General features: G+C 71.2%; 14 protein-coding genes and 2 pseudogenes. 6 read left to right on the plus strand and 10 right to left on the minus strand.

Annotated features, from left to right (window positions below; genetic code table 11):
• Positions 1 to 702, minus strand: coding sequence for a FadR/GntR family transcriptional regulator (locus BLV72_RS09800; RefSeq protein WP_093461619.1), 702 nt, complete (start codon positions 700 to 702; stop codon positions 1 to 3).
• Between the two features lie 213 nt (positions 703 to 915).
• Between BLV72_RS09800 and BLV72_RS09805 the strand changes: the two genes are divergently transcribed.
• Both BLV72_RS09805 and BLV72_RS09810 read left to right on the plus strand, forming a co-directional pair.
• Positions 916 to 2,061: an aminotransferase class V-fold PLP-dependent enzyme gene (locus tag BLV72_RS09805; RefSeq protein WP_093461621.1), complete on the plus strand. Its 1,146-nt coding sequence runs from the start codon at positions 916 to 918 to the stop codon at positions 2,059 to 2,061.
• Between the two features lie 104 nt (positions 2,062 to 2,165).
• Positions 2,166 to 3,680 carry an APC family permease gene (locus BLV72_RS09810; RefSeq protein ID WP_093461622.1) on the plus strand — a complete coding sequence of 505 codons (1,515 nt, stop codon included), beginning with the start codon at positions 2,166 to 2,168 and terminating at the stop codon, positions 3,678 to 3,680.
• Here the strand turns inward: BLV72_RS09810 and BLV72_RS09815 are convergent.
• A complete protein-coding gene (locus BLV72_RS09815) occupies positions 3,677 to 4,261 on the minus strand; it encodes a DUF308 domain-containing protein (protein WP_093461624.1) in 585 nt (194 codons plus the stop codon). The genes BLV72_RS09810 and BLV72_RS09815 overlap by 4 nt on opposite strands.
• Before the next feature lie 209 nt (positions 4,262 to 4,470).
• On the opposite strand from BLV72_RS09815, the gene BLV72_RS09820 reads away from it, so the two are divergent.
• Both BLV72_RS09820 and BLV72_RS09825 read left to right on the plus strand, forming a co-directional pair.
• A complete protein-coding gene (locus tag BLV72_RS09820) occupies positions 4,471 to 5,709 on the plus strand; it encodes a sensor histidine kinase (protein ID WP_093461625.1) in 1,239 nt (412 codons plus the stop codon).
• Positions 5,706 to 6,365: a response regulator transcription factor gene (locus tag BLV72_RS09825; protein ID WP_093461627.1), complete on the plus strand. Its 660-nt coding sequence runs from the start codon at positions 5,706 to 5,708 to the stop codon at positions 6,363 to 6,365. The genes BLV72_RS09820 and BLV72_RS09825 overlap by 4 nt, the downstream gene beginning before the upstream one ends.
• Before the next feature lie 42 nt (positions 6,366 to 6,407).
• On the opposite strand, the gene BLV72_RS09830 is transcribed toward BLV72_RS09825, so the two are convergent.
• The gene (locus tag BLV72_RS09830) at positions 6,408 to 7,511 is read right to left on the minus strand and encodes an ArsR/SmtB family transcription factor (RefSeq protein ID WP_093461628.1); all 1,104 of its coding nucleotides are present in this window, start codon (positions 7,509 to 7,511) and stop codon (positions 6,408 to 6,410) included.
• A gap of 553 nt (positions 7,512 to 8,064) precedes the next feature.
• Here BLV72_RS09830 and BLV72_RS09835 point away from each other — a divergent pair.
• Together BLV72_RS09835 and BLV72_RS09840 are read left to right on the plus strand one after the other, a co-directional pair.
• Positions 8,065 to 9,261, plus strand: a complete 1,197-nt coding sequence (locus BLV72_RS09835) for a helix-turn-helix domain-containing protein (protein ID WP_093461630.1) — start codon at positions 8,065 to 8,067, stop codon at positions 9,259 to 9,261.
• Positions 9,262 to 9,362: 101 nt separating this feature from the next.
• Positions 9,363 to 9,962 carry a hypothetical protein gene (locus tag BLV72_RS09840; RefSeq protein ID WP_093461631.1) on the plus strand — a complete coding sequence of 200 codons (600 nt, stop codon included), beginning with the start codon at positions 9,363 to 9,365 and terminating at the stop codon, positions 9,960 to 9,962.
• 311 nt (positions 9,963 to 10,273) lie between these two features.
• Here the strand turns inward: BLV72_RS09840 and ppdK are convergent, their stop codons facing one another.
• The 7 genes and pseudogenes from ppdK to dusB form a co-directional block, all read right to left on the minus strand.
• On the minus strand, positions 10,274 to 13,000 hold the full coding sequence (gene ppdK, locus BLV72_RS09850) for a pyruvate, phosphate dikinase (RefSeq protein ID WP_093461634.1): 2,727 nt from the start codon (positions 12,998 to 13,000) through the stop codon (positions 10,274 to 10,276).
• A 637-nt stretch (positions 13,001 to 13,637) separates the two neighbouring features.
• Entirely contained in the window at positions 13,638 to 14,153 is a 516-nt protein-coding gene (locus tag BLV72_RS09855; RefSeq protein ID WP_167746334.1) for a tetratricopeptide repeat protein, read from the minus strand.
• A gap of 704 nt (positions 14,154 to 14,857) precedes the next feature.
• A pseudogene (locus BLV72_RS51030) lies at positions 14,858 to 17,134 on the minus strand (SAV_2336 N-terminal domain-related protein); the annotation flags it as partial.
• Positions 17,134 to 18,093: an AAA family ATPase gene (locus BLV72_RS09865; RefSeq protein ID WP_093461639.1), complete on the minus strand. Its 960-nt coding sequence runs from the start codon at positions 18,091 to 18,093 to the stop codon at positions 17,134 to 17,136. The gene BLV72_RS09865 and the pseudogene BLV72_RS51030, both read right to left, overlap by 1 nt.
• Before the next feature lie 15 nt (positions 18,094 to 18,108).
• Positions 18,109 to 20,337 (minus strand): VMAP-C domain-containing protein, encoded by a 2,229-nt coding sequence (locus tag BLV72_RS09870; protein WP_093461640.1) that lies wholly within the window; start codon positions 20,335 to 20,337, stop codon positions 18,109 to 18,111.
• The gene (locus tag BLV72_RS09875; RefSeq protein ID WP_093470274.1) at positions 20,334 to 21,584 is read right to left on the minus strand and encodes a lipase family protein; all 1,251 of its coding nucleotides are present in this window, start codon (positions 21,582 to 21,584) and stop codon (positions 20,334 to 20,336) included. The genes BLV72_RS09870 and BLV72_RS09875 overlap by 4 nt, the downstream gene beginning before the upstream one ends.
• A gap of 106 nt (positions 21,585 to 21,690) precedes the next feature.
• Positions 21,691 to 22,910, minus strand: a pseudogene (gene dusB, locus BLV72_RS09880) (tRNA dihydrouridine synthase DusB).
• Positions 22,911 to 22,997 lie beyond the last annotated feature (87 nt).

The following is a 22,997-nucleotide window of genomic DNA, read 5'->3' on the forward strand; positions in this document are numbered from 1 at the left end:
TCATCCGGCGGCCGGGCCGCCGTCCGGGGCCGGGCCGTACCGCCGCAGCCAGACCTCGGTCTGGGACAGATGCGAGGTGGCGGCCGCGGCGGCGGCCGCCGGATCGCGGGCGGCCACGGCGTTGATCAGCGCCTCATGGCCGAGGTCGCTGGCCAGCCGGATGGTCTCTGCCTCGGGGGCGCCGTAGATGCTGTAGTGACTGCCCCGCGCGCGCAGCACATCGGCGAGGGCGGCCAGCGCCTCATTGCCACTGGCCTGGCACAGGGTGGCGTGGAACTCCCGGTCCAGCGCATGCCGTTCCGCCTCGTCCTCGGAGGTGGCCAGCCGCTTCTGCACCTCGCGCAGCCGGGCGAGCACCTGCTCGTCGGCCCGGGCTGCGGCCAGCGCGGCGGCCTGGGCCTCCAGGGGGCGGCGGACGTCGAACAGCTCCAGCAGCCCATCGAGCGGCAGGACGTCCACGGTGGCGGCGAACCCGGCCAGCATCTGCCCGGGGCGCAGCGCCGATACGAAGGTGCCGGCGCCGTGGCGGGACTCCAGCATCCCGAGGGCGGCCAGCGAGCGTACGGCCTCGCGCAGCGAGCCGCGCGAGACGCCGAGCCGCGCGCAGAGCTCGGGCTCGGCGGGGAGCTGCCGGCCGGGCGCCAGCTCACCCTTGGCGATCATGGCGCGCAGCCCGTCCGCCGCCTCATCGGTCGCGGCCATCCGGCCACCCCTTCCTGCCCACCCGTTCCTGGCCGCCCGAACTCAAGTCATTAGATGACTCCATGCTATCGGCCGGCTTCGTTACGCCCATTTTACGTCAAGGGCCTGTTCAGACCGGCGTGATCCCTCTACGGTTCCCGGGAGCTCGATGAAGTCATCGGACAACTCGGCGAACCACTCACGCACCTCCCTCAGTGAACCAGGAAGGGACCCATGACCGCCGCCCCGTCGCACTGGACGCTCGATCCCTCGGTCGTCCATCTCAACCACGGCTCGTTCGGCGCCGTGCCGCGCACCGTTCAGGACGCCCAGCGGGCGCTGCGCGAGGAGATGGAGACCAACCCGGACGCGTGGTTCCGCGAGCTGCCCGAGCGGGTGGGCCGGGCGCGGGCCGCCGTGGCGCGGTTTCTGCGGGTACCGGCGGAGCACACCGCTCTCGTGGCCAACGCCAGCGCCGGAGTGAGCACCGTACTGGGCTCCCTGGCGCTGCCGCCCGGCGCCGAGGTGCTGCTGACCGACCACACCTACGGCGCGGTGGCGATGGGCACCGCACGGGCCGCCGAGCGGGCCGGGGCCCGGGTGCGGACGCTGCGCATCCCGCTGGAGGCGACCGCCGAGGAGATCGCGGCCCTCGTCGAGGGGGCGCTGAGCGAGACCACCGCCCTGGTGGTCGTCGACCAGATCACCTCGCCCACCGCCCGGCTCTTCCCCGTGGCGGAGATCGCCCGGCTCGCCCACGCCGTCGGGGCGAAGGTCCTGGTCGACGGCGCACACGCGCCCGGCATGCTGGCCGATCCGGTCGGCCTGGCCGGGGCGGCCGACTTCTGGGTCGGCAATCTGCACAAGTGGTGCTGTGCGCCGCGCGGTACGGCGGCGCTGGTCGCGCGCGGCCCCGACGCCCAGGACCTGTGGCCGCTCACCGACTCCTGGGGCACCCCGGACCCGTTCCCGCAACGCTTCGACGTCCAGGGCACCTTGGACCTCACCGCCTGGCTCGCGGCGCCGCGCTCGCTGGAGTTCATCGAGGAGACGTACGGCTGGGACGCCGCTCGCGAGCGGATGTCCAAGCTGGCCGAGGTGGCCCAGGGGCTGCTGGCCGACGCCCTGGGCGCGGACCTGACCGCCGTCGGGGGCAGTGAGGCCCCGGCGATGCGGCTGGTCCCGCTGCCCGCCGGGCTCGCCGCCGACCACGAGGCCTCCCATGTGCTGCAGCGCGCGATCGCGGCCGATACCGGCTGCGAGACCGCGATCACCTCCTGGGACGGGCGGGGCTTTCTACGGCTCTCGGCCCATCTCTACAACACCGTCTCCGACTACGAGCGACTGGCCGAGCGCCTCCCCGAGGTGCTCAGGGCGTAGTCGTCCCGCTCACGGCGTAGGCGTCCTGCTCGGGACGTAACCGTCCCGCTCAGGGCGTCGTCGTCCGCCGCGCGCAAGGGCCCAGCGAAGGAGTGACCACCGCCATGCGCAACAAATCCATCGAAGCCACCATCGAGGACGCCGCGAGCCCCGAAACGCGGCTGGCCCGCGCCCTGGGCCCGCTGCAGCTCACCCTCATGGGCATCGGCGTCACCATCGGCGCGGGCATCTTCGTGCTCACCGGCACCGCGGCCGCGAACTACGCCGGGCCCAGCATCGCGATCTCCTACACCATCGGTGCGGTGGCCACGGCCCTGGTGGCGCTGTGCTACATGGAGTTCGCCAGCACCGTCCCGGTGGCGGGCAGCGCCTACACCTTCGCCTATGTCTCGCTCGGGGAGCTGGTGGCCTGGCTCATCGGCTGGGACCTCATCCTCGACATGACGATGGGCGCGGGCGCGGTGGCCAGTGGCTGGTCGCAGTACGTCACCGACTTCCTGGCGACCTTCGATATCCACCTCCCGGCCTCCGTCTCCGGCCCGGACGCCGCCGTCAACATCCCGGCCGTGCTGGTCATCCTGGTGCTCACCGCCATCCTGGCCTCCGGGGTGCGCACCACCTCCCGGATCAACACGGCGATGACGATGGTCAAGCTCGTGGCCATCGTCATCTTCCTCGCGATCGGGGTGACGCATATCGACGCGGCCAACTGGTCGCCGTTCATCCCGGCGTCCCAACCGGTGGGCGGCGACGGCGACATGTGGGAGCAGCCGCTGCTGGGCTGGGCCGGTCTCGGCGCGGACGCCACGTTCGGCATGGCCGGGATCCTGACCGGTGGCGCGATCATCTTCGGCGCGTACTCCGGCTTCGACATCATGGCCAGCAACGCCGAGGAGGCCAAGCGCCCGCAGCGCACCCTGCCCATCGCACTGCTGTCCACCGTCGCCGTCTGCGCCGTGCTCTACGTCGCCGTCGCCCTGACCGTGACCGGGATGCAGCACTACTCCAAGCTGGACAACGCCGCCCCCATCACCGGCGCGCTGAAGGCGGCGGGCGCGGACTGGGCGGTGCGGATCGTGGGCATCGGCGCGATCTGCGGGCTGACCACGGTCGTGATGATCATGCTGCTGGGGCAGAGCCGGGTGTTCCTCGCGATGAGCCGCGACCGGCTGCTGCCCGAGTGGTTCTCCCACGTCCACCCGGTCACCCGCAGCCCGCGCCGGATCACCTGGACCCTCGGGCTGCTGGTCGCGTTCATGACGGCGGTGCTGCCCATCGGGGACCTCGCCGAGCTGGGCAACATCGGCATGCTGACCTCCTTCATCGTCGTCTGCGTCGGCGTGGTCTACCTGCGCCGCTCCCGCCCCGACCTGCGGCGCGGCTTCCGCACCCCGTGGGTGCCGGTCGTCCCCGCCGTCGCGGTGCTGCTGTGCCTGCTGCTGGTGGGCAATCTGCCCCTGATCACCTGGGCCCGGTTCCTGGGCTGGATGGCGGCCGGACTGCTGATCTACCTGTGCTGGGGCCGTCGGCACAGCAAGGTGGCCACGGGCGAACTCGCCACTGGGGCCACACCGGGGACGGCGGAGGACCACGCCATGGCCGAGGGCCGAAAGACCTAGCCGCGGCGGACGCTGAGGGCGACGACGGAGACGAGGAACCAGAAGGCACCGAAGGCCGAGTATCCCGCGACGGTGGACAGGCCGCTCGTCGCCGAGGCGGACATGGCGGCGGTGGCGGCACCGGCGAGGACGGACTGTCCGCCGCTGATGACCATGGGCCACTGGGCGCCGACGGTGCGCCGGCGCCGGATCGCCACGACGAGCTGGATCGCTCCGGAAAGCAGGGCCCAGATGCCGAACACGAGAAGGGCCGTCCCGACGGTGGAGAAGACGGCGATGACCATTCCGGCGGTGGTGGCGAGGCCGACGGCCATGTTGATCGTACTGACGCGGTTCGTGGCGCCGGTGGCGGCCATCCGCCGCTCGAGGAGCGTGGCGATCACGTCCCACAGGGGGTAGACGACGAGCAGCACGGCCGCGATCACTGTGGGCCTGTCCTTCGACACGAGCGAGGCGGAGGTCGCGAGGACGAGTGCCACCCAGACCAGGGAGAAGGCGATTCGGATCAGGTAGAGCGAGCGGAGCCCGGAGAGCGCCGTCGTGGTCGTGGTCGTGGCCGGAGTTACGGTGGTGTGAGTCATCGGGTGTCCCGTTGTGATCGTGATGATGTGAGACGGTCGCCTCGATGAGGAGTCTCAGCGGTCTCGGCAGGCGCGATGTACTTCGATCGAAGTAGTTCTGCGATCCGCTTCGATCGAATGAGTTCCGCCGTCTCCACCGGCGGAATCAGGTTCGCCGTCTACATCATTCGAAGTACACCGCCGCGGCAGACGTGAACGAGAATCGGGGCATGGTCAAGGCGCAGAACAGTCCGGACGGGCCCGCGGCACCGCTGTGGGTCCGCCGCCCCGAGGCGCTGCACCGAGCCGCCTATGCGGTGGCCGCGCTGGTGTTCACCGGTCAGATCGTGGCAGTGGTCCTGAGGGGCTCGGACGGGCCGACGGCCCTCTCGGTCCTCCTCGCCGGTGGCGGTGTCGCCCTCTCCTGGTGGCAGCCGTGGGCAGGACTGGTCGTGACGAGCGCGGCGTCCTTCGCCGTCACAGCGGTGGGCCACGACCCCCTGTCGGTGTGGATGATGGCCGTGCTCGTGCTGTTCTCGGTCACGCTCAGGGGAAAGCAGCCGCTGGCCGGGACCGGCATCGTGGCGGCGTTCTTCCTGGGGGCCTTCATGACCTTGGGAGGATTTCGGGGCGGCGCGATCGTGGGAGCCGCCGCCCTCTTCTCGGCCATAGCGGGAGGTGCGACAGGGGCCGCGCTCCGCATCCATCGGGACCACTGGTGGATCTTGGAGGAGCGGGCCGAGAGCGCCATCGCCACCCGCGAGATCGAAGCCACCCGACGAGTGACCGAAGAACGACTCCGCATCGCCCGAGACCTCCACGACGTCATCGGCCACCAAGTGGCGATGCTGAGCCTGCACCTCGGTGCCGCGGAAATCGGGCTGCCCGAGGACGCCGAATCGTCCCGGCAGGCCCTCGTCTCGGCCAGGTCCAGCGCTCGCACCGTCGTCGTCGAGACGCAGCGGATCCTCGCGCTCCTGCGCGTCGGGGACGACAGCTCCGACGGCGAGGCGCTCCGGCCGACTCCGTCGCTGAGCGGCCTGGAAGGGCTGATCGCCTCTTTCGAGAGCATCGGCCTCGACGTCCAGCCCTCCATCGACATCCCCGCCGGTTTCGTGGAGCCCAGCGTCGGCGTGACGGTCTACCGGGTCGTTCAGGAAGCACTGACCAATGCCTACCGGCATGGGGAGGGGACGGCAACGGTGGAGGTGCGCGAGCGCGAGGGCAGGATCTGCGTCACCGTGGAGAACCGTGTCGCCCATTCACTCCGCGGCTCGGGCTCCGGCTCGGCCTCCGGCTCCGGCTCCGGCTCCGGCTCCGGCAGCGGCTCCGGCTCCGGCAGCGGACTCGGACTCATCGGGATGCGCGAGCGCGTCGAGTCCTCCAGCGGACGGCTGACGATCGACAGTGACGACGGACGATTCCGGGTCCACGCGGAGTTCAGCCCCCTGGGAGCCGTCGTCTCATGACGCGCATTCTGATCGTCGACGACCAGGACGACATGAGGGCCGGCATCCGAACGATGCTGGCGCTCGATCCGAGTCTGGTGGTCGCGGGTGATCTCTCCGATGGACTCCAGGTCCTCCCCTTCCTCCGGGACCACCCCGTCGACCTGGTCTTGATGGACATCCGGATGCCCGGCATCGACGGTGTCGAAGCCACCCGCCGGATCCGCAAGGAGCACCCGCCCGAAGAGCTGCGGGTGATCGTGCTGACCACTTTCGACCAGGACGACATCGTTCTCGCCGCCCTTCGCGCGGGCGCCAACGGCTTCCTGAGCAAGACCGTCAGCCCTGCCGAACTCGTCGCCGGAATCAGTGAGGTCGTCCGCGGTGGCGGTGCGCTGTCGGCCGCCGCGACGGCCGCGCTCATCGGTCATATGACCGACAGCCCGCCCCCGGTGATCGACCGGGAACTGCTGCGACGCTTCGACGCTCTGACCCCCAGGGAGCGGGACGTGGTCGTTCTCGTCGCAAGCGGTCTCGGCAACGACGAGATCGCGGCCCAGATGTCCGTGTCGCCGTTCACCGTGAAGACGCATGCGGTGCGGGCCATGACGAAGGTCGGCGCACGCGATCGGGCGCAACTCGTCTCGTTCACCTTCCGGGCCGGCCTGTACCCCTGAGCCCACCGAGCGGAACCCACGGTACGGCCGGGCCGAAACGCCTCATCCGCGCCCGGACGGCCCCCGCCCGCTCGCGGCGACCGGCGGGAGCTGCGCCGGTGAGCCGAAGACGCGCTCTCCGGGCGCCCCGCCGCGCAGCAGCGCCGCGCCCAGCGGCGTCAGCGTGTGCAGGACGGCGCTGCCCTGGCGCAGGGTGTGCACCAGGCCCGCCTCGCGCAGCACACTGGCGTGCTGACTGGCCGAGGCCAGCGATACGCCGACCCGGCGGGCGAGTTCACTGGTCGTACAGCCGCCGCCGACCTCCAGCAGCACCGCCGAACGGGTCTGCCCGACCAGCTTGCCGAGCGTCCGGGCGGGCCCGACCCCGGACGCGGATGCCGCCCCGGCCCCGGCCCCGGGCGCGAGGGCGGGCCGCTGCCCCGGACGGAGCGGAAGGCCGCACGGGGCGTGTTCGACGGGGTAGACCAGTACGGGCGTCAGATCCGGGTTCCGGAACGTCACCGGCGTCCCCCGGCAGAAGAACGACGGCAGCAGCAGCAACCCCCGCCCGCGCAGCCGCAGATCGCGGTCCACCGGATAGTCGACCTCCAGCACGGGCGCCCGCCACCGCATCGTCGCCGGCAGCGAGGCCAGCAACCCATCGGCGCCCCCGTCCAGCAGGGCCCGGCCCCGGGCCACCCGGTCGGCCTCGATCCGGGCCTGTATATGCGGCCAGTAGGGCGCGACGGCGGCCTGGTGGTAAGCGCGTAACGTGCCGATCAGCCGGTCCAGCGGCTTTCGTTCACCCTCTCCCAGATCCCGTATCCACCCCGGAAGCGCCCGGGCCGCCGGCAGCCCGGCGAGCTCCGCGTTCAGTCGCTCCCCCGGGGTGGCGCGCAGCGCGGACATCGCGGCGTCGCAACCGATTACCCCTTCGGCGGGGGTTAGGAAGTCCGGGAAATAGCCGCGCGAGGGAATGAGCGGCGCGAGCAGCCGCGCTTCGCCGTTGAGTCGGTTTCGCGCCTCCGAACGCCATTTCCCGTATACGGACTCCGCCCGGTTCTCCCGCAGGCGATGGAAACTTAAAACGGTTTCCCAGAGCGCGTCCGGTCGGACCGCCATCCGCAGCCGGGCCAGATCGAGTTCACTGAAATGAACACGGAGCACCAGACCCCCACACGTGACATTACGACCGCCCCCCGATCACCGATGAGTATGCACGCTGGCACGGTCAGTCACCACGCCCTTTTGGCCAGATGTGAAACGGGGAGCAGCGCGGGCGCCGGAAGAGGAAAACTGTTCCCCAGGAAAACCGGGGGCCGCCGGTAAACACTCCCAGGGGCCGTCCGGAATTCAACAGGCGGTGCTCAGAGCCAGTTTGCTCGTTCCCGTGGGGGGTGACGAGTACGTTACGGCGACTGGGCACTTGTGTTGCCGCACGTAGCCGATGCGCGCGGCAACAGCTCCCGTGGGGGGAGTGAGAGGGGGCGGCACCTCCGCACAGGTGCCGCCCCCTTTAAGTTCCGCGCTCGCGCTGACGCCGCGCCGTACGGGACGCTGCGCTCTGCGGGGACGCTGGTGACGGGCGGCCCCCGCCCGCGCCGTCTCCGTCGCGTCAAGGAGGCGCGACGGCCCTCACCGAAATGGGGGCCGATCGGCGATACCGGCGGAGCGGGTCGCGGGTACCGTTCTGAGTGTCGAGGCCAGAACGGAGTTCACCATGCCGCAGAGCATCGAGGAACACACCGGCGCACGCATCGCTCGCACCCGCCGCGAACGCGGCCTGACCCAGCAAGGCCTGGCCATGCGCGCCAACGTCTCGAAGTCCCTGCTGTCGAAGGTCGAGTGCGGCCAGCGTCCCGCCTCGCCCTCACTCATCGCGGCCTGCGCACGCGCGCTCAGCGTGACCACCTCGGACCTCCTCGGCCAGCCGTACACCCAGGAGCTTCGGCGCGAGCGGCTCGACGAGGTCATACAGCCCATCCGGGTCAGCATGGAGAACTGGGACATCCCCCTCGACTGGCAGGTCCCGGCCCGCCCGGTCGCGCTCATCCGCGCCGACATGGAGAAGGTCCTGGTGCAGCGGCGGCAGGCCGAGTACCTGCCCATGGCCGTCGACCTCCCAGCGCTCATCGACGAATGCGTGCAGGCCATACACACCACCAGCGGCGAGCAGCGGCGGCAGGCCCATGAATGCTTGGCCTGGGCGTTCCGGTGCGTCTTCACGCTGGCCTGGTCCTTCGGCTACGTGGACCTGGCCACCGTCGCCCTGCAACGGCTGGACTGGGCGGCGCCACGCGCCGACGAACCGGGCCTTGCCGCCATGTACGGGTACCTGCGCGCGCAGACCACCCTCTCGTCCAGCCGATACGACCTGGGCATGCGCATCGTGGACAGCACCCTCCGGGACCTGGAGGGTCAAGATTCACGGAGTGCGGAGGGTCTCGCCGCGATGGCTGGTGTCCTCCAGCTCCGGGCGGCCGTGATCGCCGGCCGCATGAAGGACGCCGACCAGGTCGAGGCCCGCGTAACCGAAGCCCGCGAACTGGCGGAACAGACCGGCGAGACCGCGGCCTACGGCGTGGGCTGGGGTCTGACGAACGTCGGGGTCCATGCCATCGCCATCGCCTGCGACCTGGAGGAGTACGACCAGGCGGTCCAACTGGCGGACGACGTACGGTTCCCCAAGCGCTGGGACCGGTCCCGGGCAGGGCATCACTGGCTGGACCTGAGCAGGGCCAACGTATGGACCGGCGATTCGGCGCAGGCACTCGGCTGCCTGCAGAAGGCGCGCCGGACGGCACCGCAGCAGACGCGCTACCACCCCACGACCCGCGAGGCGGTCATCGCCCTGCGGTCACGTGAGCGGTCGCGCGGCAGCGAGCTTGCCGAGTTCGCCGACTGGATCGGCCTGTAGCGCGGACAATCGCCGCCACGTTGCACAGTTCAGTGCAACGTGACGCCCGCTAGCTCGGCACGATGTGACGGTCAGAACACAGACCGTGCACGGAGCCGACCATGACGACGCCCAGAACCCTGCCGTGGACACCGCCGAACACCGAGGACATCGAGCCGTTACCGGTGGGCAGATGGTGGGACGCCGTCTCCGCGCCCACCGCCGCCGCGGACCGCGCACTGGAGCTGCTCCGGCGGGACTCGGGCGCGGTGATCCAGGACGACACCTACGGCAAGTCCTACTGGCTGATCGGCACCGGCACCGCCCGAAGCTGGTGCCTGCGCCAGATCCGCGTCCTCACCGAACTCGCCGACGAAAGCACCCTCCTGGGCGTACCGCCCGCCACATGGGGGCCCGAGCACCAAACGTACTGGCGGATCCCGCTCGGCCGCGACCGGTATCTCACCGACCCCGACCACCTGGCCCCCGCCCTGCGCCAGGCCATCACCGACGTACTCGGCCCCGTCCCAGAAGGCCGCCAACTCTGCTACCGCTGCCAGTTACCCACCGACGAACCGGTCCCGGTAACCATGGAACACAGCGGCAGCGTCGCCGGCGCGACCATCTACGCCTGCCCCACCCACGCCCGGGACTGCCCACGCGACGCGGTAACCCAAGCCGCCGCCATGCGCCGAGCCCTCGACCAGGGCAGAACCCGATGACAGCCGCCGGGCAGACCACCAACCCGTTCTCCGACGAACCCTGGCGCGCCGCCATCGAACACGCCGCAGGCTGCCCGGCCTGCCGCACACCCGGCGCCGAATGCCAAACCGGCGAGCGACTGCTACACGCCTACGAGACAGCCACGCGACAAGCCCGGTCAGCAGAAGCCATGTGAACCACCGCCAACAGGCAAAAGAGGGGGCGGCACCTCCGCACAAGGTGCCGCCCCCTTTGCGATCCGGAGCCGCTGCCGGGGATGAGGGTGGGTGTTTCCCGGCGCCGGCTCCGGTGGCCTTATCGGCTGATGGCTCTACCGGCCGTTCGCCGCCGCTCGGCCGGCCTCCAGGCGGGCCACGGGGATGCGGAACGGGGAGCAGGAGACGTAGTCCAGGCCCACCTCGTGGAAGAAGTGGACGGACTCGGGGTCGCCGCCGTGCTCGCCGCAGACGCCCAGCTTGAGGTCGGGGCGGGTGGCGCGGCCGGCCTGGGCGGCGTCGCGGACGAGGGCGCCGACGCCGTCCTTGTCGATGGTCTCGAACGGGCTGACGCCGAAGATGCCCTTCTCCAGGTAGGCGGTGAAGAAGCTGGCCTCGACGTCGTCGCGGGAGAAGCCCCAGACCGTCTGGGTCAGGTCGTTGGTGCCGAAGGAGAAGAAGTCGGCGGACTCGGCGATCTGGGCGGCGGTCAGCGCGGCGCGCGGCAGCTCGATCATGGTGCCGAGGGTGAGCTTGAGGTCGACGCCGCGGGCCTGCTCGACCTCGGCGATGACCCGCTCGGCCTCCTCGCGGACGATCTCCAGCTCCTGGACCGTGCCGACCAGCGGAATCATGATCTCGGCCCGCGGGTCGGCCTTGGCGTTGGAGCGCTCGGCGGCGGCCTCGGCGATGGCCCGTACCTGCATGGCGAACAGGCCGGGGATGACCAGGCCGAGCCGTACGCCGCGCAGGCCCAGCATCGGGTTCTGCTCGTGGAGCCGGTGCACGGCCTGCAGCAGCCGCAGGTCGTTCTCGTTGTGGTCCTTGCGGGACTCGGCGAGCGCGACGCGCACCGACAGCTCGGTGATGTCGGGCAGGAACTCGTGCAGCGGCGGGTCGAGCAGCCGGACGGTGACGGGCAGCCCGTCCATCGCCTCGAAGAGCTCCACGAAGTCGTCCCGCTGCAGGGGCAGCAGCCCGGCGAGCGCCGTGTCCCGCTCCTCGTCGGTGTGGGCGAGGATCAGCCGCTCGACCATCTCGCGCCGCTCGCCGAGGAACATGTGCTCGGTGCGGCACAGCCCGATGCCCTGGGCGCCGAACCGCCGGGCGCGGGCGGCGTCCTCGGCGTTGTCCGCGTTGGCCCGTACGCGCAGCCGGCGCACCCGGTCCGCGTACGCCATGATCCGGTGCACCGCGCCGACCAGCTCGTCCGCGTCGTCGGCGCCCGCGTGCATGCGGCCCTCGAAGTACTCCACGACCGGCGAGGGCACCACCGGGACCTCGCCGAGGTAGACCTTGCCGGAGGAGCCGTCGATCGAGACGACGTCGCCCTCCTCGATGACGATGCCGTCCTTGCCGTCCCGGCCGGGCACCGTCATCCGGCGCCGCTTGGTGTCGACTTCGAGCTCCTCGGCGCCGCACACACAGGTCTTGCCCATGCCGCGGGCGACGACGGCGGCGTGTGAGGTCTTGCCGCCCCGCGAGGTCAGGATGCCCTCCGCGGCGATCATGCCGTCGAGGTCGTCGGGGTTGGTCTCCCGGCGGATCAGGATGACCTTCTCGCCCGAGCGCGACCACTTGACGGCGGTGTACGAGTCGAAGACGGCCTTGCCGACGGCGGCGCCCGGGGACGCGGCGATGCCCCGCCCGATCTTCTGGACGGTGTCGCCGGAGGCCACCTCGTCGTCGAAGCGCGGGAACATCAGCTGGGCGAGCTGCGCCCCGGTGACCCGGCGCAGCGCCTCGGCCTCGTCGATCAGCCCCTGGTCGACGAGCTGGGTGGCGATGCGGAAGGCGGCCCCGGCGGTGCGCTTGCCGACCCGGGTCTGCAGCATCCACAGCTTGCCGCGCTCGATGGTGAACTCGATGTCGCACAAGTCCTTGTAGTGCGTTTCGAGGGTTTCCATGATCTGCATGAGCTGGTCGTAGGACTGCTGGTCGATCCGCTCGAGGTCGGCCAGCGGGACGGTGTTGCGGATGCCCGCGACCACGTCCTCGCCCTGGGCGTTCTGCAGGTAGTCGCCGTAGACGCCCTGGTGGCCGCTGGCCGGGTCGCGGGTGAAGGCGACACCGGTGCCCGAGTCGGGGCCGAGGTTGCCGAAGACCATGGAGCAGATGTTGACCGCGGTGCCGAGGTCGTGGGGAATGCGCTCCTGGCGGCGGTAGAGCTTGGCGCGGTCGCCGTTCCAGGAGTCGAACACGGCCCGTACGGCGAGGTCCATCTGCTCGCGCGGCTCCTGCGGGAAGCCCCGGCCGGTCTCCTTGGCGACGATGTTCTTGAACTCGCCGACCAGCTTCTTCAGGTCCGCGGCGTCGAGGTCCACGTCCACGGTGACGCCCTTGGCCTGCTTGGCGTCCTCGATGGCCTCCTCGAAGAGGTCGCCGTCCACGCCGAGCACGGTTTTGCCGAACATCTGGATGAGGCGCCGGTAGGAGTCCCAGGCGAACCGGTCGTCACCCGCCTGCGCGGCGAGCCCGGCCACGGACTGGTCCGAGAGGCCGATGTTGAGGACGGTGTCCATCATGCCGGGCATCGAGAACTTGGCACCGGAGCGTACGGATACGAGGAGGGGGTCGTCCGCCTGGCCGAGTTTCTTGCCCATCTTCGCTTCGAGGGCGTCGAGGTGCGCACTCACCTCGTCGCGCAGGGCCGCGGGTTCCTCACCGCTGTCGAGGTAGACCTTGCATGCCTCGGTGGTGATGGTGAAGCCCGGTGGCACGGGGAGACCGAGATTCGTCATCTCGGCGAGATTGGCTCCCTTACCGCCGAGCAGGTCTTTGAGATCCTTGTTGCCCTCGGTGAAGTCGTAAACGAACTTCTGCTGATCTTGTGTTTCCGGCACGGGACTCGATCTCCTCGGCTCGGCTGCCCTGACGGCGGGGAGCGTACCCAGATCAAAGGCCCCTGAGCAGGTCCACTCCACCGTCATACGGCCGTAACCACCCGCCTGCCACGTGTTCGAAAGTGCGGCGCCCGATCGAGGCTCGCTTGAAGTGCCTTCAAGCCTCGAACACACACCCACCCTCCGCCCGTGACGGACGCTTGGAATTTCACTATACGTAACCGTTGGTTCGAGGTGTCGAACATCAAGTGGGTGGCACTGAGTGCCACGCATTGGAGAGGTGAGCACAGCGGGGGACCGCCGGATCACCCCTCGATCACTGCTCATATGAGCGATGCCCCGATCAGAGTGGCGAGAATCACGCCTTGTCAGAGCCCATTGTCTCGCCTTTTGGATACAACGAGAGGGGTGCTGCTCAAACGAGCGACACGCCGAGAGGGGTGGCCGAGCCCCCAGCCAGCGCACGGCCCCCGCCGACCGAACTGGCGAGCGGTGCCGGGCGCGTGCTGAGGGCCGGCAGAGCGATCGGATCGCGCCATATTTCGCCACGGCGCGCCCGGCGGGAACGGGAAGCCCCGCTCACCGCCCGAACGGGGGCGGCGGCCAAATCCCCCGTCAGGACGCCTGACCGTTCCCATCAGGACGTCTGATCGTCCTCCGACCCCCGCAGCCCGGCCAGGGCCTCGCGGGTCTTCACGGTGCAGTTGTGCTCCTCGCCCAGGACGCGCTCGGCGATCTCCAGCACGGTCCGCCACTCGGCCTCGGCCTCGTCGAGGCGGCCGAGGCCCTTGAGCGTGGTGCCGAGGTTGAAGCGGGTCCACAGGGTGTTGGCACGCTCCGGTCCCAGGACGCGCTGCCGGGCCGTGAGCGTTTCCCGGATCTCCGTCTCGGCCTCCGCGAACCGGCCCATCTTGTTGAGCACATTGCCCAGGCTGTGCCGGGCGGCCAGGGTGTTCCTGGCCTCGGCTCCCATGGACCGCGTGCGCCCCTCGACCACCCGGCGGTACAAGGATTCCGACTCCTCATAGCGCTTCTGGTCACGCAGCAGAGCGGCCAGTTGGACCAGGGTCAGCAGGGCACTCGGGTCGTCCGGCCCCAGCACCCGGGCCTCCCCCTCCATGGTCAGGCGGTACTCCTGCTCGGCCTCCTCCACGCGTCCCAGGTACGACAGGACCCCTGCGCGGCTGTAGCGCTCCACCAGCGTCGCCTGCGCGTCCGGTCCCAGGATGCGGATCCGGTCCTGGAGCACCTGGGTGTGGGCCTCCAGCGCCTCCTCGTGCCGCCCGGCCATCCCCATGCTGACCGCCAGATGGTGCCGGGTGGCGAGGGCGCTGGGATGCTCGCCCCCAGCACGGCGGTCTGCCGTTCCAGCAGGTCGCGGTAGACCGCCTGCGCCTCGTCGTGCCGCCCCCGATCGTCCAGGACCAGCGCTCGTATCCGCAGGGCGGTGAACGACTCCTGGTGCCGCTCCCCGACGGAGGCGAACGTCTCCGCCACCAGCGCGTCGGCCTCGGACTCCGCCTCGGCGTACCGCCGCAGGCTGCGCAGGCGGTCGACGCGGTTGCGGCGCGCCCGGCGCACCCGCCAGTGGGTGGGGCTCAGGGCCGCGGACGTCCTGTCGACCAGGTCGTGCCACAGCGACTCCGCCTCTTCGTGGCGCTGCCTGAGGTTCAGGATGTCGCCGAGCGTGAAGAGCGCCGTCAGCAGAGCCGGGTCCACCTCCGACTCCGCTTCCGCGGCGCAGTCCTCGGCCGCCGCCCGCATCTCGGCCTCCGCCTCGTCGAGCCGGTTCTGCCGCCGTAGCGCGGTGGTCAGCCAGGCGCGTGCGTTGACGGTCTCGTGGTTCGTGGGCCCGTGCAGTTCCCGCGCCATGGCCAGCGAGACCCGGAGTTCCTCCTCGGCCTCCTCCACCCGCCCGAGGTCCAGCAGCAGACGCCCGCGCCTGAAGTGCTTGGCCTCGACATTCGACCGGGAGTCGTCGTCCCGCCGCTCCCACGCCTCGATCAGCGTGCGGCACTCCTCCTCCGCCGCGTCCGCGCGCCCGGCGTCGCTCAGCAGGTCGACCAGGTAGCCGCGGGCGAAGAGCGTGTAGGCGTCCTCCGCGCCGTGCACCCTCCCCGAGATCGCGACCACCGCACGCAGCTCGCGCTCCGCCTCGTCGTGCTCCCCGAGCTTGTTCAGGGTGATCGCCAGATGCCCACGGAGGTTGCGGGATTCGAGGTCGTCCCGGGACCGGAGCCCCTCGATCTGCTCCCGCGCCATCTCCCGCAGTTCGGCCACGTGCTCCGCCCATCCGGCGTCGACGAGCTGCTCGGCCAGGTCGGGCAGGGTCCGCACCCCCCGCCAGCCGGTTTCTTCGTTGCGCTCGTCGGCTTCGGCCAGCATCTTGTCGACGTAGTCACGCACCGACTTCGGCAGCCCGTCATCCTCCGCGATCCGCCGCACCACCGCCATCACCGCCGGCTGGACCTGCTCGGATGTGTAGGAGCGGGGCGGGAAGGCAGTGGCCGGTGGCACCGGCTGCCGTTCGGGCACCTGAGGCGGCGGCGCCGGATCGTCCGAGTCCTCCTCCAGCAGTCCAAGCCGCGACAGCAGCTCCGGGGACGCCGCCGCGAACGGGCGGGCCTCCTCGGCGACGCGGGAGTCCCCGTGGTCGCCGGAGAGCCGGGCGCGGAAGTCGGGGCCGCTGCCCTGGCGGTGCAGCAGGAACTCGGTGACCTGCGCCGCCGTCTCCAGCGCGTCCGACGTCCTGACCGCGTCCAGCAGCAGATCCGCGACCCCCGGATGGAACTCGTACTCCTCCGCGCCGCCCTCCCGCCTCCGCAGCAGCCCGCCCAGGAACACCTCGGCCAGCTGCGCCGGATGGAACCGCTCCCCGCGGTCCGCGCCCGCCTGGTGGATCAGCCGCATCACCGGCAGCGTCAGCGGATGGACGGTGGCCAGCGCCCCGGCCAGGCGCTGGGCCTCGGGCGAGGCTGCGCCCCGGAAGCGGCGCAGCCGCTCCTCGGCCGTCGGCTCGGGGACATGGGCCGTGGCCCGCGCGGCCACCGGCTTCTCCGCGCCGTCGAGCAGCATGACCGGCAGTGGCGCGCCGCTGCCGCCCGTACCGGTGAGCGCCGCCCAGGTGCCCAGCTCGCCCTCGGCCAGCTCCAGCACGGGCACGGGTGTCTTGCCGTCGTACGACACCAGGCCGCGCGGCAGCACCGGATGGCGCACGGACAGCGCGCGGCCCGGGCTGCCCTCGCGGCCGCCGGCGTCGACCAGCAGCCGCTGGGTGGGCATTCCGCGCTCCGGCCACATCCGCGCGGGCAGCGGCTGGAGGACCGCCACCGGCGAGTGGCGGGCCCAGCGGCGCAGCAGCCGCGGAATCGCGCCGCTGCGCCACCCCGGGCCCACCCCGTCGGAGAGGACCAGCATCACGGTGCGGCCGGAGGTGTCGGTGAGCTGGCGCGCGGTGCGGCGCGGGGCGCCGGGGGCGTACGGGCGGGCCCTGAGCACCGGTGCGGCGTCCTGGGCGCTGTCCAGGCCGTAGGTCCGTACGGAGCGGAAGGCGCCCTGCCGCTCCAGCAGTCCGCGCACCTCGGCGGCGAGCTGCTGCCACAGGACCATCGACGGGCCGTCGTCCACGATGAGCGCGACGCTCAGCCAGCGCTCCGGGCGGGGGCGCAGCACCACGTCCGGCAGACCGGTTTCGGCGATCCACTCGGCGGTGGCGGTCTCATCCACGCAGAAGGACGTGCGGGACGGCACGCTCCGCCGCAGCGGCCGCAGCGCGCGGGAGAGCCCGCGCGCCGCGGGAAGCGCCCGGACGCCCCGGACGCCGATGGCGCGCGCCGGGCGGGCCGCGGCGGGGCGCACGGCGCCGGGGGCGTAAAGCCCGGCGGGGGCGAGGGCGCCGGGCTCGGGTTCGCCTTCGGTGGGTGGCCCGGCGGGCTGCCGCTGGTCGCCCTTCCCGTCGTCCTCCCGGTCGGCCGCGCCGGAGGCGGGACCGGTGGACCCCGGGGACGGCGTGGGTTCCCCCTCCGCACTCCGCGCCGGGGACGTGGTCGCGGCGAACCACAGGACGTCGCGCAGCTCCTCCTCGGAGAGCTCGACGCCCGCGTCCTCCAGCAGGGCGCACAGCCGCTCGATCATTACGCGTCGACTTCGTTCAGTGAGCGGAACAGCTTGTCGAGGACGTCCTGGTCGACCCGCACCCCGGAGGACCGCAGCCGGACCGCGTTGAGGAGCTGATCGGTGGCCAGCTCCCGCTCGTTGCGCCGGGACACGAAGTCGGCGATCAGCTCCTGGGCCCGGGCGCCGATCTCCTCGCCCAGATGCATGGTGACGATTCTCTGGAGCTGCCGCTCATCGGGCTGCTTGAGGTCGAGCCGGACGCAGCGGCGCAGAAACGCCGGGGGGAACTCCCGCTCGCCGTTGCTGGTGATGACGACGACGGGGAAGACGCGGCAGCTGACCCAGCCGCCGGGGATACCGACCTTCTTCCGGGACCCGGAGATCTGCACCTGGATCGCCTTGTCCTCCCCCAGGCGGGCCAGCTCCGGAATCTCGAACTCACCCTCCTCGAAGACCGTAAGGAGGTCATTGGGCAGGTCCACATCGCCCTTGTCGAGCTCGTCCACGAGCAGAACCCGTGGCTTGTCCACCGGGAGGAGCGCGGTGCCGAGTGGGCCGAGCCGCAGATAGTCGCCGATGTCCGGTTCGGATGCGGCGGTCTCGTCGGCGCGCCGCTTGAGGGAGGCTTCACGCAGTCGGCCCACCGCGTCGTACGAGTAGAGGCCCTCGGTGAGCGTGGAGCGGCTGTTGACCGGCCAGTGCAGCACCTCGCCCAGCTTGAGCTCGCGGGCGATGGCGTGGGCCAGGGTCGACTTTCCGGTGCCGGGGCGGCCGGTGACCAGCAGCGGGCGGTGCAGATGCAGCGCCATGTTGACGACGTCGCGGTCCTCGTCGGAGATCAGATACGGCAGCGGCCGCTCCTCGTCCCGGCGCCGCGCATCCTCGCCGAAACGCCGCCACGGCGGGGCGGTGGGCCAGGTCTCCACCGCATGGGGCTCGGTGTCGCCACCCTGGAAGAGCCTCCAGTCCTGTGCCATCTTCTTCGTCTCTCCTCAGGGTGCGGACAGGTCGAGTTGGTCGGGGAGCGGGCGGTGCGGATCGTCCCACAGCAGCGCCATATGGCGGCCGTGGTGGCTCTCGTCGGCCTCGCTCGCCGACCGGAGTTTGCGCAGATGCTGGGGCAGGGACCGCAGCCGTTCGGTGCCGAGCAGGGCCGTCAACTCGGCCCGTGCGGCGGCGGCCTCCGCCTCGCCATGCCATATGAGGACGGGCACTCCGTCGAACAGGCAGGCGTTGAAAACGTCCGACCGGGCCCGTAAGGGGGTGGTCAGCACCACGCCCGGCGCGTCCTCCTGTCCCTGGAGGACGCCGTGAACCTGCTTGAAGGTGTCCAGGTGATCGGGCAGCCACTCCAGATCCTCGGTCCCCGCCGAGTCGACCTTCTCCCACCGCCGCTTCCAGACGTGCCGCTGGTTGTCCCGGAGTTCGGTGCAGCGCACCACGACGGGGTAGTCCGTGCCGAGCGAGCGCTCCAGGGGCCCCTCGGCGTCGAGCTGCCAGCGGTGCACGGCCAGTTCGAGGTCGGTGGGGTCCACAAAGAACTCCACGAGGGTGTCACGCGTGCGGGCATGTCTGCTCAGGAGGTCATCGATGCCGCGTTGTATTTCCTCCAGGGAGGCGGGGGTGTCCACCTTGGCCAGGGAGTGGACGTCCTCGCCGCGCCGCGTCCACACCTCGTACGCACGCCGCTGTCCGGGGCCATGGGAAGGGTGGAGCCGGATCTGGATGCTCCCCCAGCTATCGCTGGGAGGTGCCCCCCGGTCCTGGGCGAGACCGGCGGCCTTGACGCTCTCGGCGTACTCCTTCGCCTCGCCGCGCCGCTCCTTCAGCTGGCCCTTCAGTCCCAGCCGTTCGGCGCACCGCAGCGACCAGGCGCGCAGATCGGCCGCGACCGCCCCGTCCTCGACGGCCGCGAAGCGCTCCACGACCCTGAGCAGTTGGGGAAGCTGGTCCGGTTTGGGAAGCACCTCCTCGAGCGCATCGGCGAGCAGGGCCGGATCGTGGAACGACAGATCGACGAGGCCGAACAGTGCGCGGGCCTCCTCGGCGACGTCGTACCGGCCCCGCTCGTCCAGCCGCCCCAGCAGCGCGACCAGTTCCGTGTACTCGGCGCGGGTCAGCCACTGACCCTGCAGGACATGACAGGCCTTGCGGATCTCGGTGCGGACCGGGGCGTGGGCGCTCAGCTCGGCGAGGAGGGTGATGGTGCCGTGCGGGTTCTCCAGCGCCCAGTCGACCAGTTCCTCGGCCGAGGGAGGCGTCGTGGCGGGCTCGGCGGTGGTGAACTGCTCGCACAGCCGGACGGCGACGTCCGCCGCGCGACCGGGCTCCGACCCCAGCAGCGCGCCGACCGCGTGGATCAGCTTGCCGCGCTCCCGCCGCTGCCGCTCGTCCAACGGCGGTGGGGGCGGGCCGAGCGGGATGCCCTCACCGTCCCCGTCTCCCCTGCTGATGTGTACGGTCGGGAACTGCGTCAGGCCCTCAACCTCGCCCAGCCGCGTGAACTCGTCCCGGACTCCCTGCCATACGCGGTCGAGGTCCGGCGCCGCGCCGCCGATGGAGTCCGCCTGGAGCTGCCGTAACAGCACGGAGCTGAAGAGACCGGCGCCTTGCTGATTCTTGGACACCGCCCCGGGCCGGCAGGCGCGCATCCAGTAGATGTCGCGGGCACGGTTGATCTCCGGCTTCGTGGTGAGCTCGTCCGGTTTGGCGACCATCGTGTGGGTGCGGAGGGGAAGGGCCTGCCAGCAGGCGTCGATGACCACGGTGACCCGGCCCACACCGCGCTTCGGCAGATGCTCGGTGCGCAGCAGCGACATCAGGTTCAGCGCGTCGAGACCCCGCATGTCCCGGTCCCGCGTCTCCGGATACAGCAGGCTCCAGCGGCCTCCCGGGGCCTGCACACCGTGCCCCGCCCAGTAGATCCACAGCCAGTCCCCGTCGAGGGACCGCAGCTCGTCCATGAAGACCTCACGGATGGTGGGGCCGTCCGCCGGACGGTAGCCGGGCTCCACCGCTTCCACAGCGGCCTTGTTCTCTTCCGTGGGCGAGGCCAGCAGGCGGATGTTCTCCGGCGGCACGCCCAGCCCGGTCAGCCACGCGCGCATCCCGAGCGCGTCGTTCACCGGGCCGTCGAGGGTCCAGCTGTCGCTGCCCCGGTACTGCTCGACGGCCACGATCACCGCGTGGGTGCGGCTCCAGTCGTGCTCCTCCGCTGTCACTTCGGCAGCTCCGGGGCCAGCAGTTCGTACAGCCGCTGGTGGGCGAAGTACGAGGTGTGGGCGCGCGGGAAGGGCTGGCGAGTGTTGACGCGCAGATCGGTGACCCGGTCGGGGAAGACCTTCTCCCCGACGAAACCGAGCAGATCCTGCTCGTCGTAGACGTTGATCCAGCGGGGGAAGCCGCCGGGCAGCGGCTCGCCGCGGCGCAGCGCGGTGAGCGCGTCCAGCTCGTAGAGGAACGGCGCCTGCGAGCCGACCGTCACCAGCAGGTCCACCCCGGCGGGCGGATCGGGCTCGGCGAGCAGATCGACACAGGCGATACCGCCGAGGCTGTGGGCGAGCAGCACCACCGGGCCGCCCCCTGCCGCGATCGCATCGCGCACCGCCTCCCGGATCGCGGCCCGCACCCCGGCGCCGCGCACCTGGTAGCGGAGGATGTCGCCACTGGCCGGGACGGACTTCTTGGTGATGCCGCCACGGAACGTGTGGGCCAGCGAAGACAGCGGCGAGAGAGAGGAGTTGAGCGCCCGTACGGCTACGGTCTTCGCGGCGCCGACGACGAATCCTCCCCGGTCGGTGCCGCCGAGCTGATCAGTGAGCGCGCCGACGACGGTGTCCCGGTCGGCACCGTCCACCGCGAGCGGCTCATCGTCGCCGTACGGTCCCTCGGCCCGCTGGACGGCCAGGGCGTACACGGCCCGGGCCACGATCGCCTCGATGCCGTCGACGGGCGAGGCGCCGCCCAGGCCGTCGGAGATCTCGTCGGCCACGCGGTCGGCGGCCTCGTCGAGATGCGGCGCGAGATCCGCGATGAGGTGCGCCAAGCTCTCACCGTTCGTCGCGGTGTCGGCCGCCACCGGCTCCAGCGTCAGCCCGCGCACCTTGTCGGCGACGGCCTCCCAGGGGTCGACGCGGCCTGGCGCGAAGCCCGTCTCCTCGCCGTCGTCGTGCGCCGCCTCCGTGAACTCCCGCAGCTCGGCGAGCGGATCCACCTCCAGCAGCGCCCATACGGCCAGCGGATCGTCCTCGTCCAGCAGCTCATCACCGCCGGCGCCGCGGCTCTTGGCCCGCACCGGGATCGACACCCCGCCGAGCCCCAGCGACGCTCCATGGTGCTCGCCCCAGAGGCAGCGGACGACCCGGATATCGGCTCTCACCCGCCCCAGGCCGCTCACGACCCGCGCGAAGCTCTTCTCGTACGACTTGGCCCGGACCCCCGTGCCGTGGACGAAGACGACGCTTGTCACCGATCCCCCCAGATCGTCCAGATCCCACCGCGACCACGAGCCCATCACTTTATCCCGTGATGCCCCCGTGTGACCCCGGGACTGCTGTGCTGCTGTTTGACGGGGTTCAGCCGCCGGAGGTGTCCAGCTCCGCGTCCGCGCCGATCCCCGCGCAGTCGTACGGGTCGTCCAGCCAGCCGTCGGGCAGCACCACGCGGTTGCGGCCCGAGGTGCGGCCGCGCGGGCCGTCGGCGCCGGTGGGCCACTCCTGGTCCAGGTCCAGCTCGGCCAGCAGGGCGTCCAGCTCGGCGAGGGACGAGGTGATCGCCAGCCGCTTGCGCATCTCCGAGCCGACCGAGAAGCCCTTGGTGTACCAGGCGACATGCTTACGGAAGTCGATCACGCCGCGCTCCTCGTCCTCCAGCCACTCGGCGAGCAGCTCGGCGTGGCGGCGCATCACGGCCGCGACCTCCTTGAGCGTCGGCCGCGCGTAGCCGGGCGCCTCGGAGCCGGACACCGGCGCCTCGGAGCCGTCCACCGCCCCCTCCCGGCCGGGCTCGAACGCGGCCACCAGGTCGCCGAAGAGCCAGGGCCGCCCGAGACAGCCGCGCCCCACGACCACGCCGTCACAGCCCGTCTGGCGCATCATCCGGACCGCGTCGTCGGCGGACCAGATGTCGCCGTTGCCCAGCACCGGGATCTCCGGGACGGCCTCCTTCAGGCGGGCGATCGCGTCCCAGTCGGCGGTGCCGCCGTAGTGCTGGGCCGCGGTGCGGCCGTGCAGGGCGATCGCGGTCACGCCCTCCTCGACCGCGATCCGGCCCGCGTCGAGAAAGGTGATGTGGTCGTCGTCGATGCCCTTGCGCATCTTCATGGTGACCGGCAGCGGGCCCGCGGCGGTCACGGCCTCGCGCAGGATCGAGCGCAGCAGATGCCGCTTGTACGGAAGCGCAGAGCCGCCGCCCTTACGGGTCACCTTGGGCACCGGACAGCCGAAGTTGAGGTCGATATGGTCGGCGAGATCCTCGTCCACGATCATCTGGACGGCCTTGCCCACGGTCATCGGGTCCACCCCGTAGAGCTGGATGGAGCGCGGCTTCTCGCTGCCGTCGAAGTGGATCAGCCGCATCGTCTTGGCGTCCCGCTCCACCAGCGCCCGGGTGGTGATCATCTCGCTGACGAACAGCCCCCTACCCCCGAGAACTCCCGGCACAGAGTGCGGAACGGAGCGTTGGTGATCCCGGCCATCGGTGCGAGCACGACCGGCGGCTGGACCATATGCGGTCCGATCCGCAGCCGCGCCCGCGGCTGATGCGGAGTCTGCGGCGGCTGCGGCGTCTGCGTCATGGGGTCAGCTTCCTTGTGCGTACTACGGTGGAGAGGACGGGCCGATCTCTTATTCTCCCGCACCCGCCACGGGGACCGACAGGGGCG

This window comes from Streptomyces melanosporofaciens (assembly GCF_900105695.1).
Classification (GTDB): Bacteria; Actinomycetota; Actinomycetes; order Streptomycetales; family Streptomycetaceae; genus Streptomyces; species Streptomyces antimycoticus.

What these genes read in the sequence shown, in the direction of transcription:
- BLV72_RS09800 (WP_093461619.1), bottom strand. Translation starts at nt 702, where the DNA reads ATGGCCGCGACCGATGAGGCGGCGGACGGGCTGCGCGCCATGATCGCC.
- BLV72_RS09805 (WP_093461621.1), top strand. Translation starts at nt 916, where the DNA reads ATGACCGCCGCCCCGTCGCACTGGACGCTCGATCCCTCGGTCGTCCAT.
- BLV72_RS09810 (WP_093461622.1), top strand. Translation starts at nt 2,166, where the DNA reads ATGCGCAACAAATCCATCGAAGCCACCATCGAGGACGCCGCGAGCCCC.
- BLV72_RS09815 (WP_093461624.1), bottom strand. Translation starts at nt 4,261, where the DNA reads ATGACTCACACCACCGTAACTCCGGCCACGACCACGACCACGACGGCG.
- BLV72_RS09820 (WP_093461625.1), top strand. Translation starts at nt 4,471, where the DNA reads ATGGTCAAGGCGCAGAACAGTCCGGACGGGCCCGCGGCACCGCTGTGG.
- BLV72_RS09825 (WP_093461627.1), top strand. Translation starts at nt 5,706, where the DNA reads ATGACGCGCATTCTGATCGTCGACGACCAGGACGACATGAGGGCCGGC.
- BLV72_RS09835 (WP_093461630.1), top strand. Translation starts at nt 8,065, where the DNA reads ATGCCGCAGAGCATCGAGGAACACACCGGCGCACGCATCGCTCGCACC.
- BLV72_RS09840 (WP_093461631.1), top strand. Translation starts at nt 9,363, where the DNA reads ATGACGACGCCCAGAACCCTGCCGTGGACACCGCCGAACACCGAGGAC.
- BLV72_RS09865 (WP_093461639.1), bottom strand. Translation starts at nt 18,093, where the DNA reads ATGGCACAGGACTGGAGGCTCTTCCAGGGTGGCGACACCGAGCCCCAT.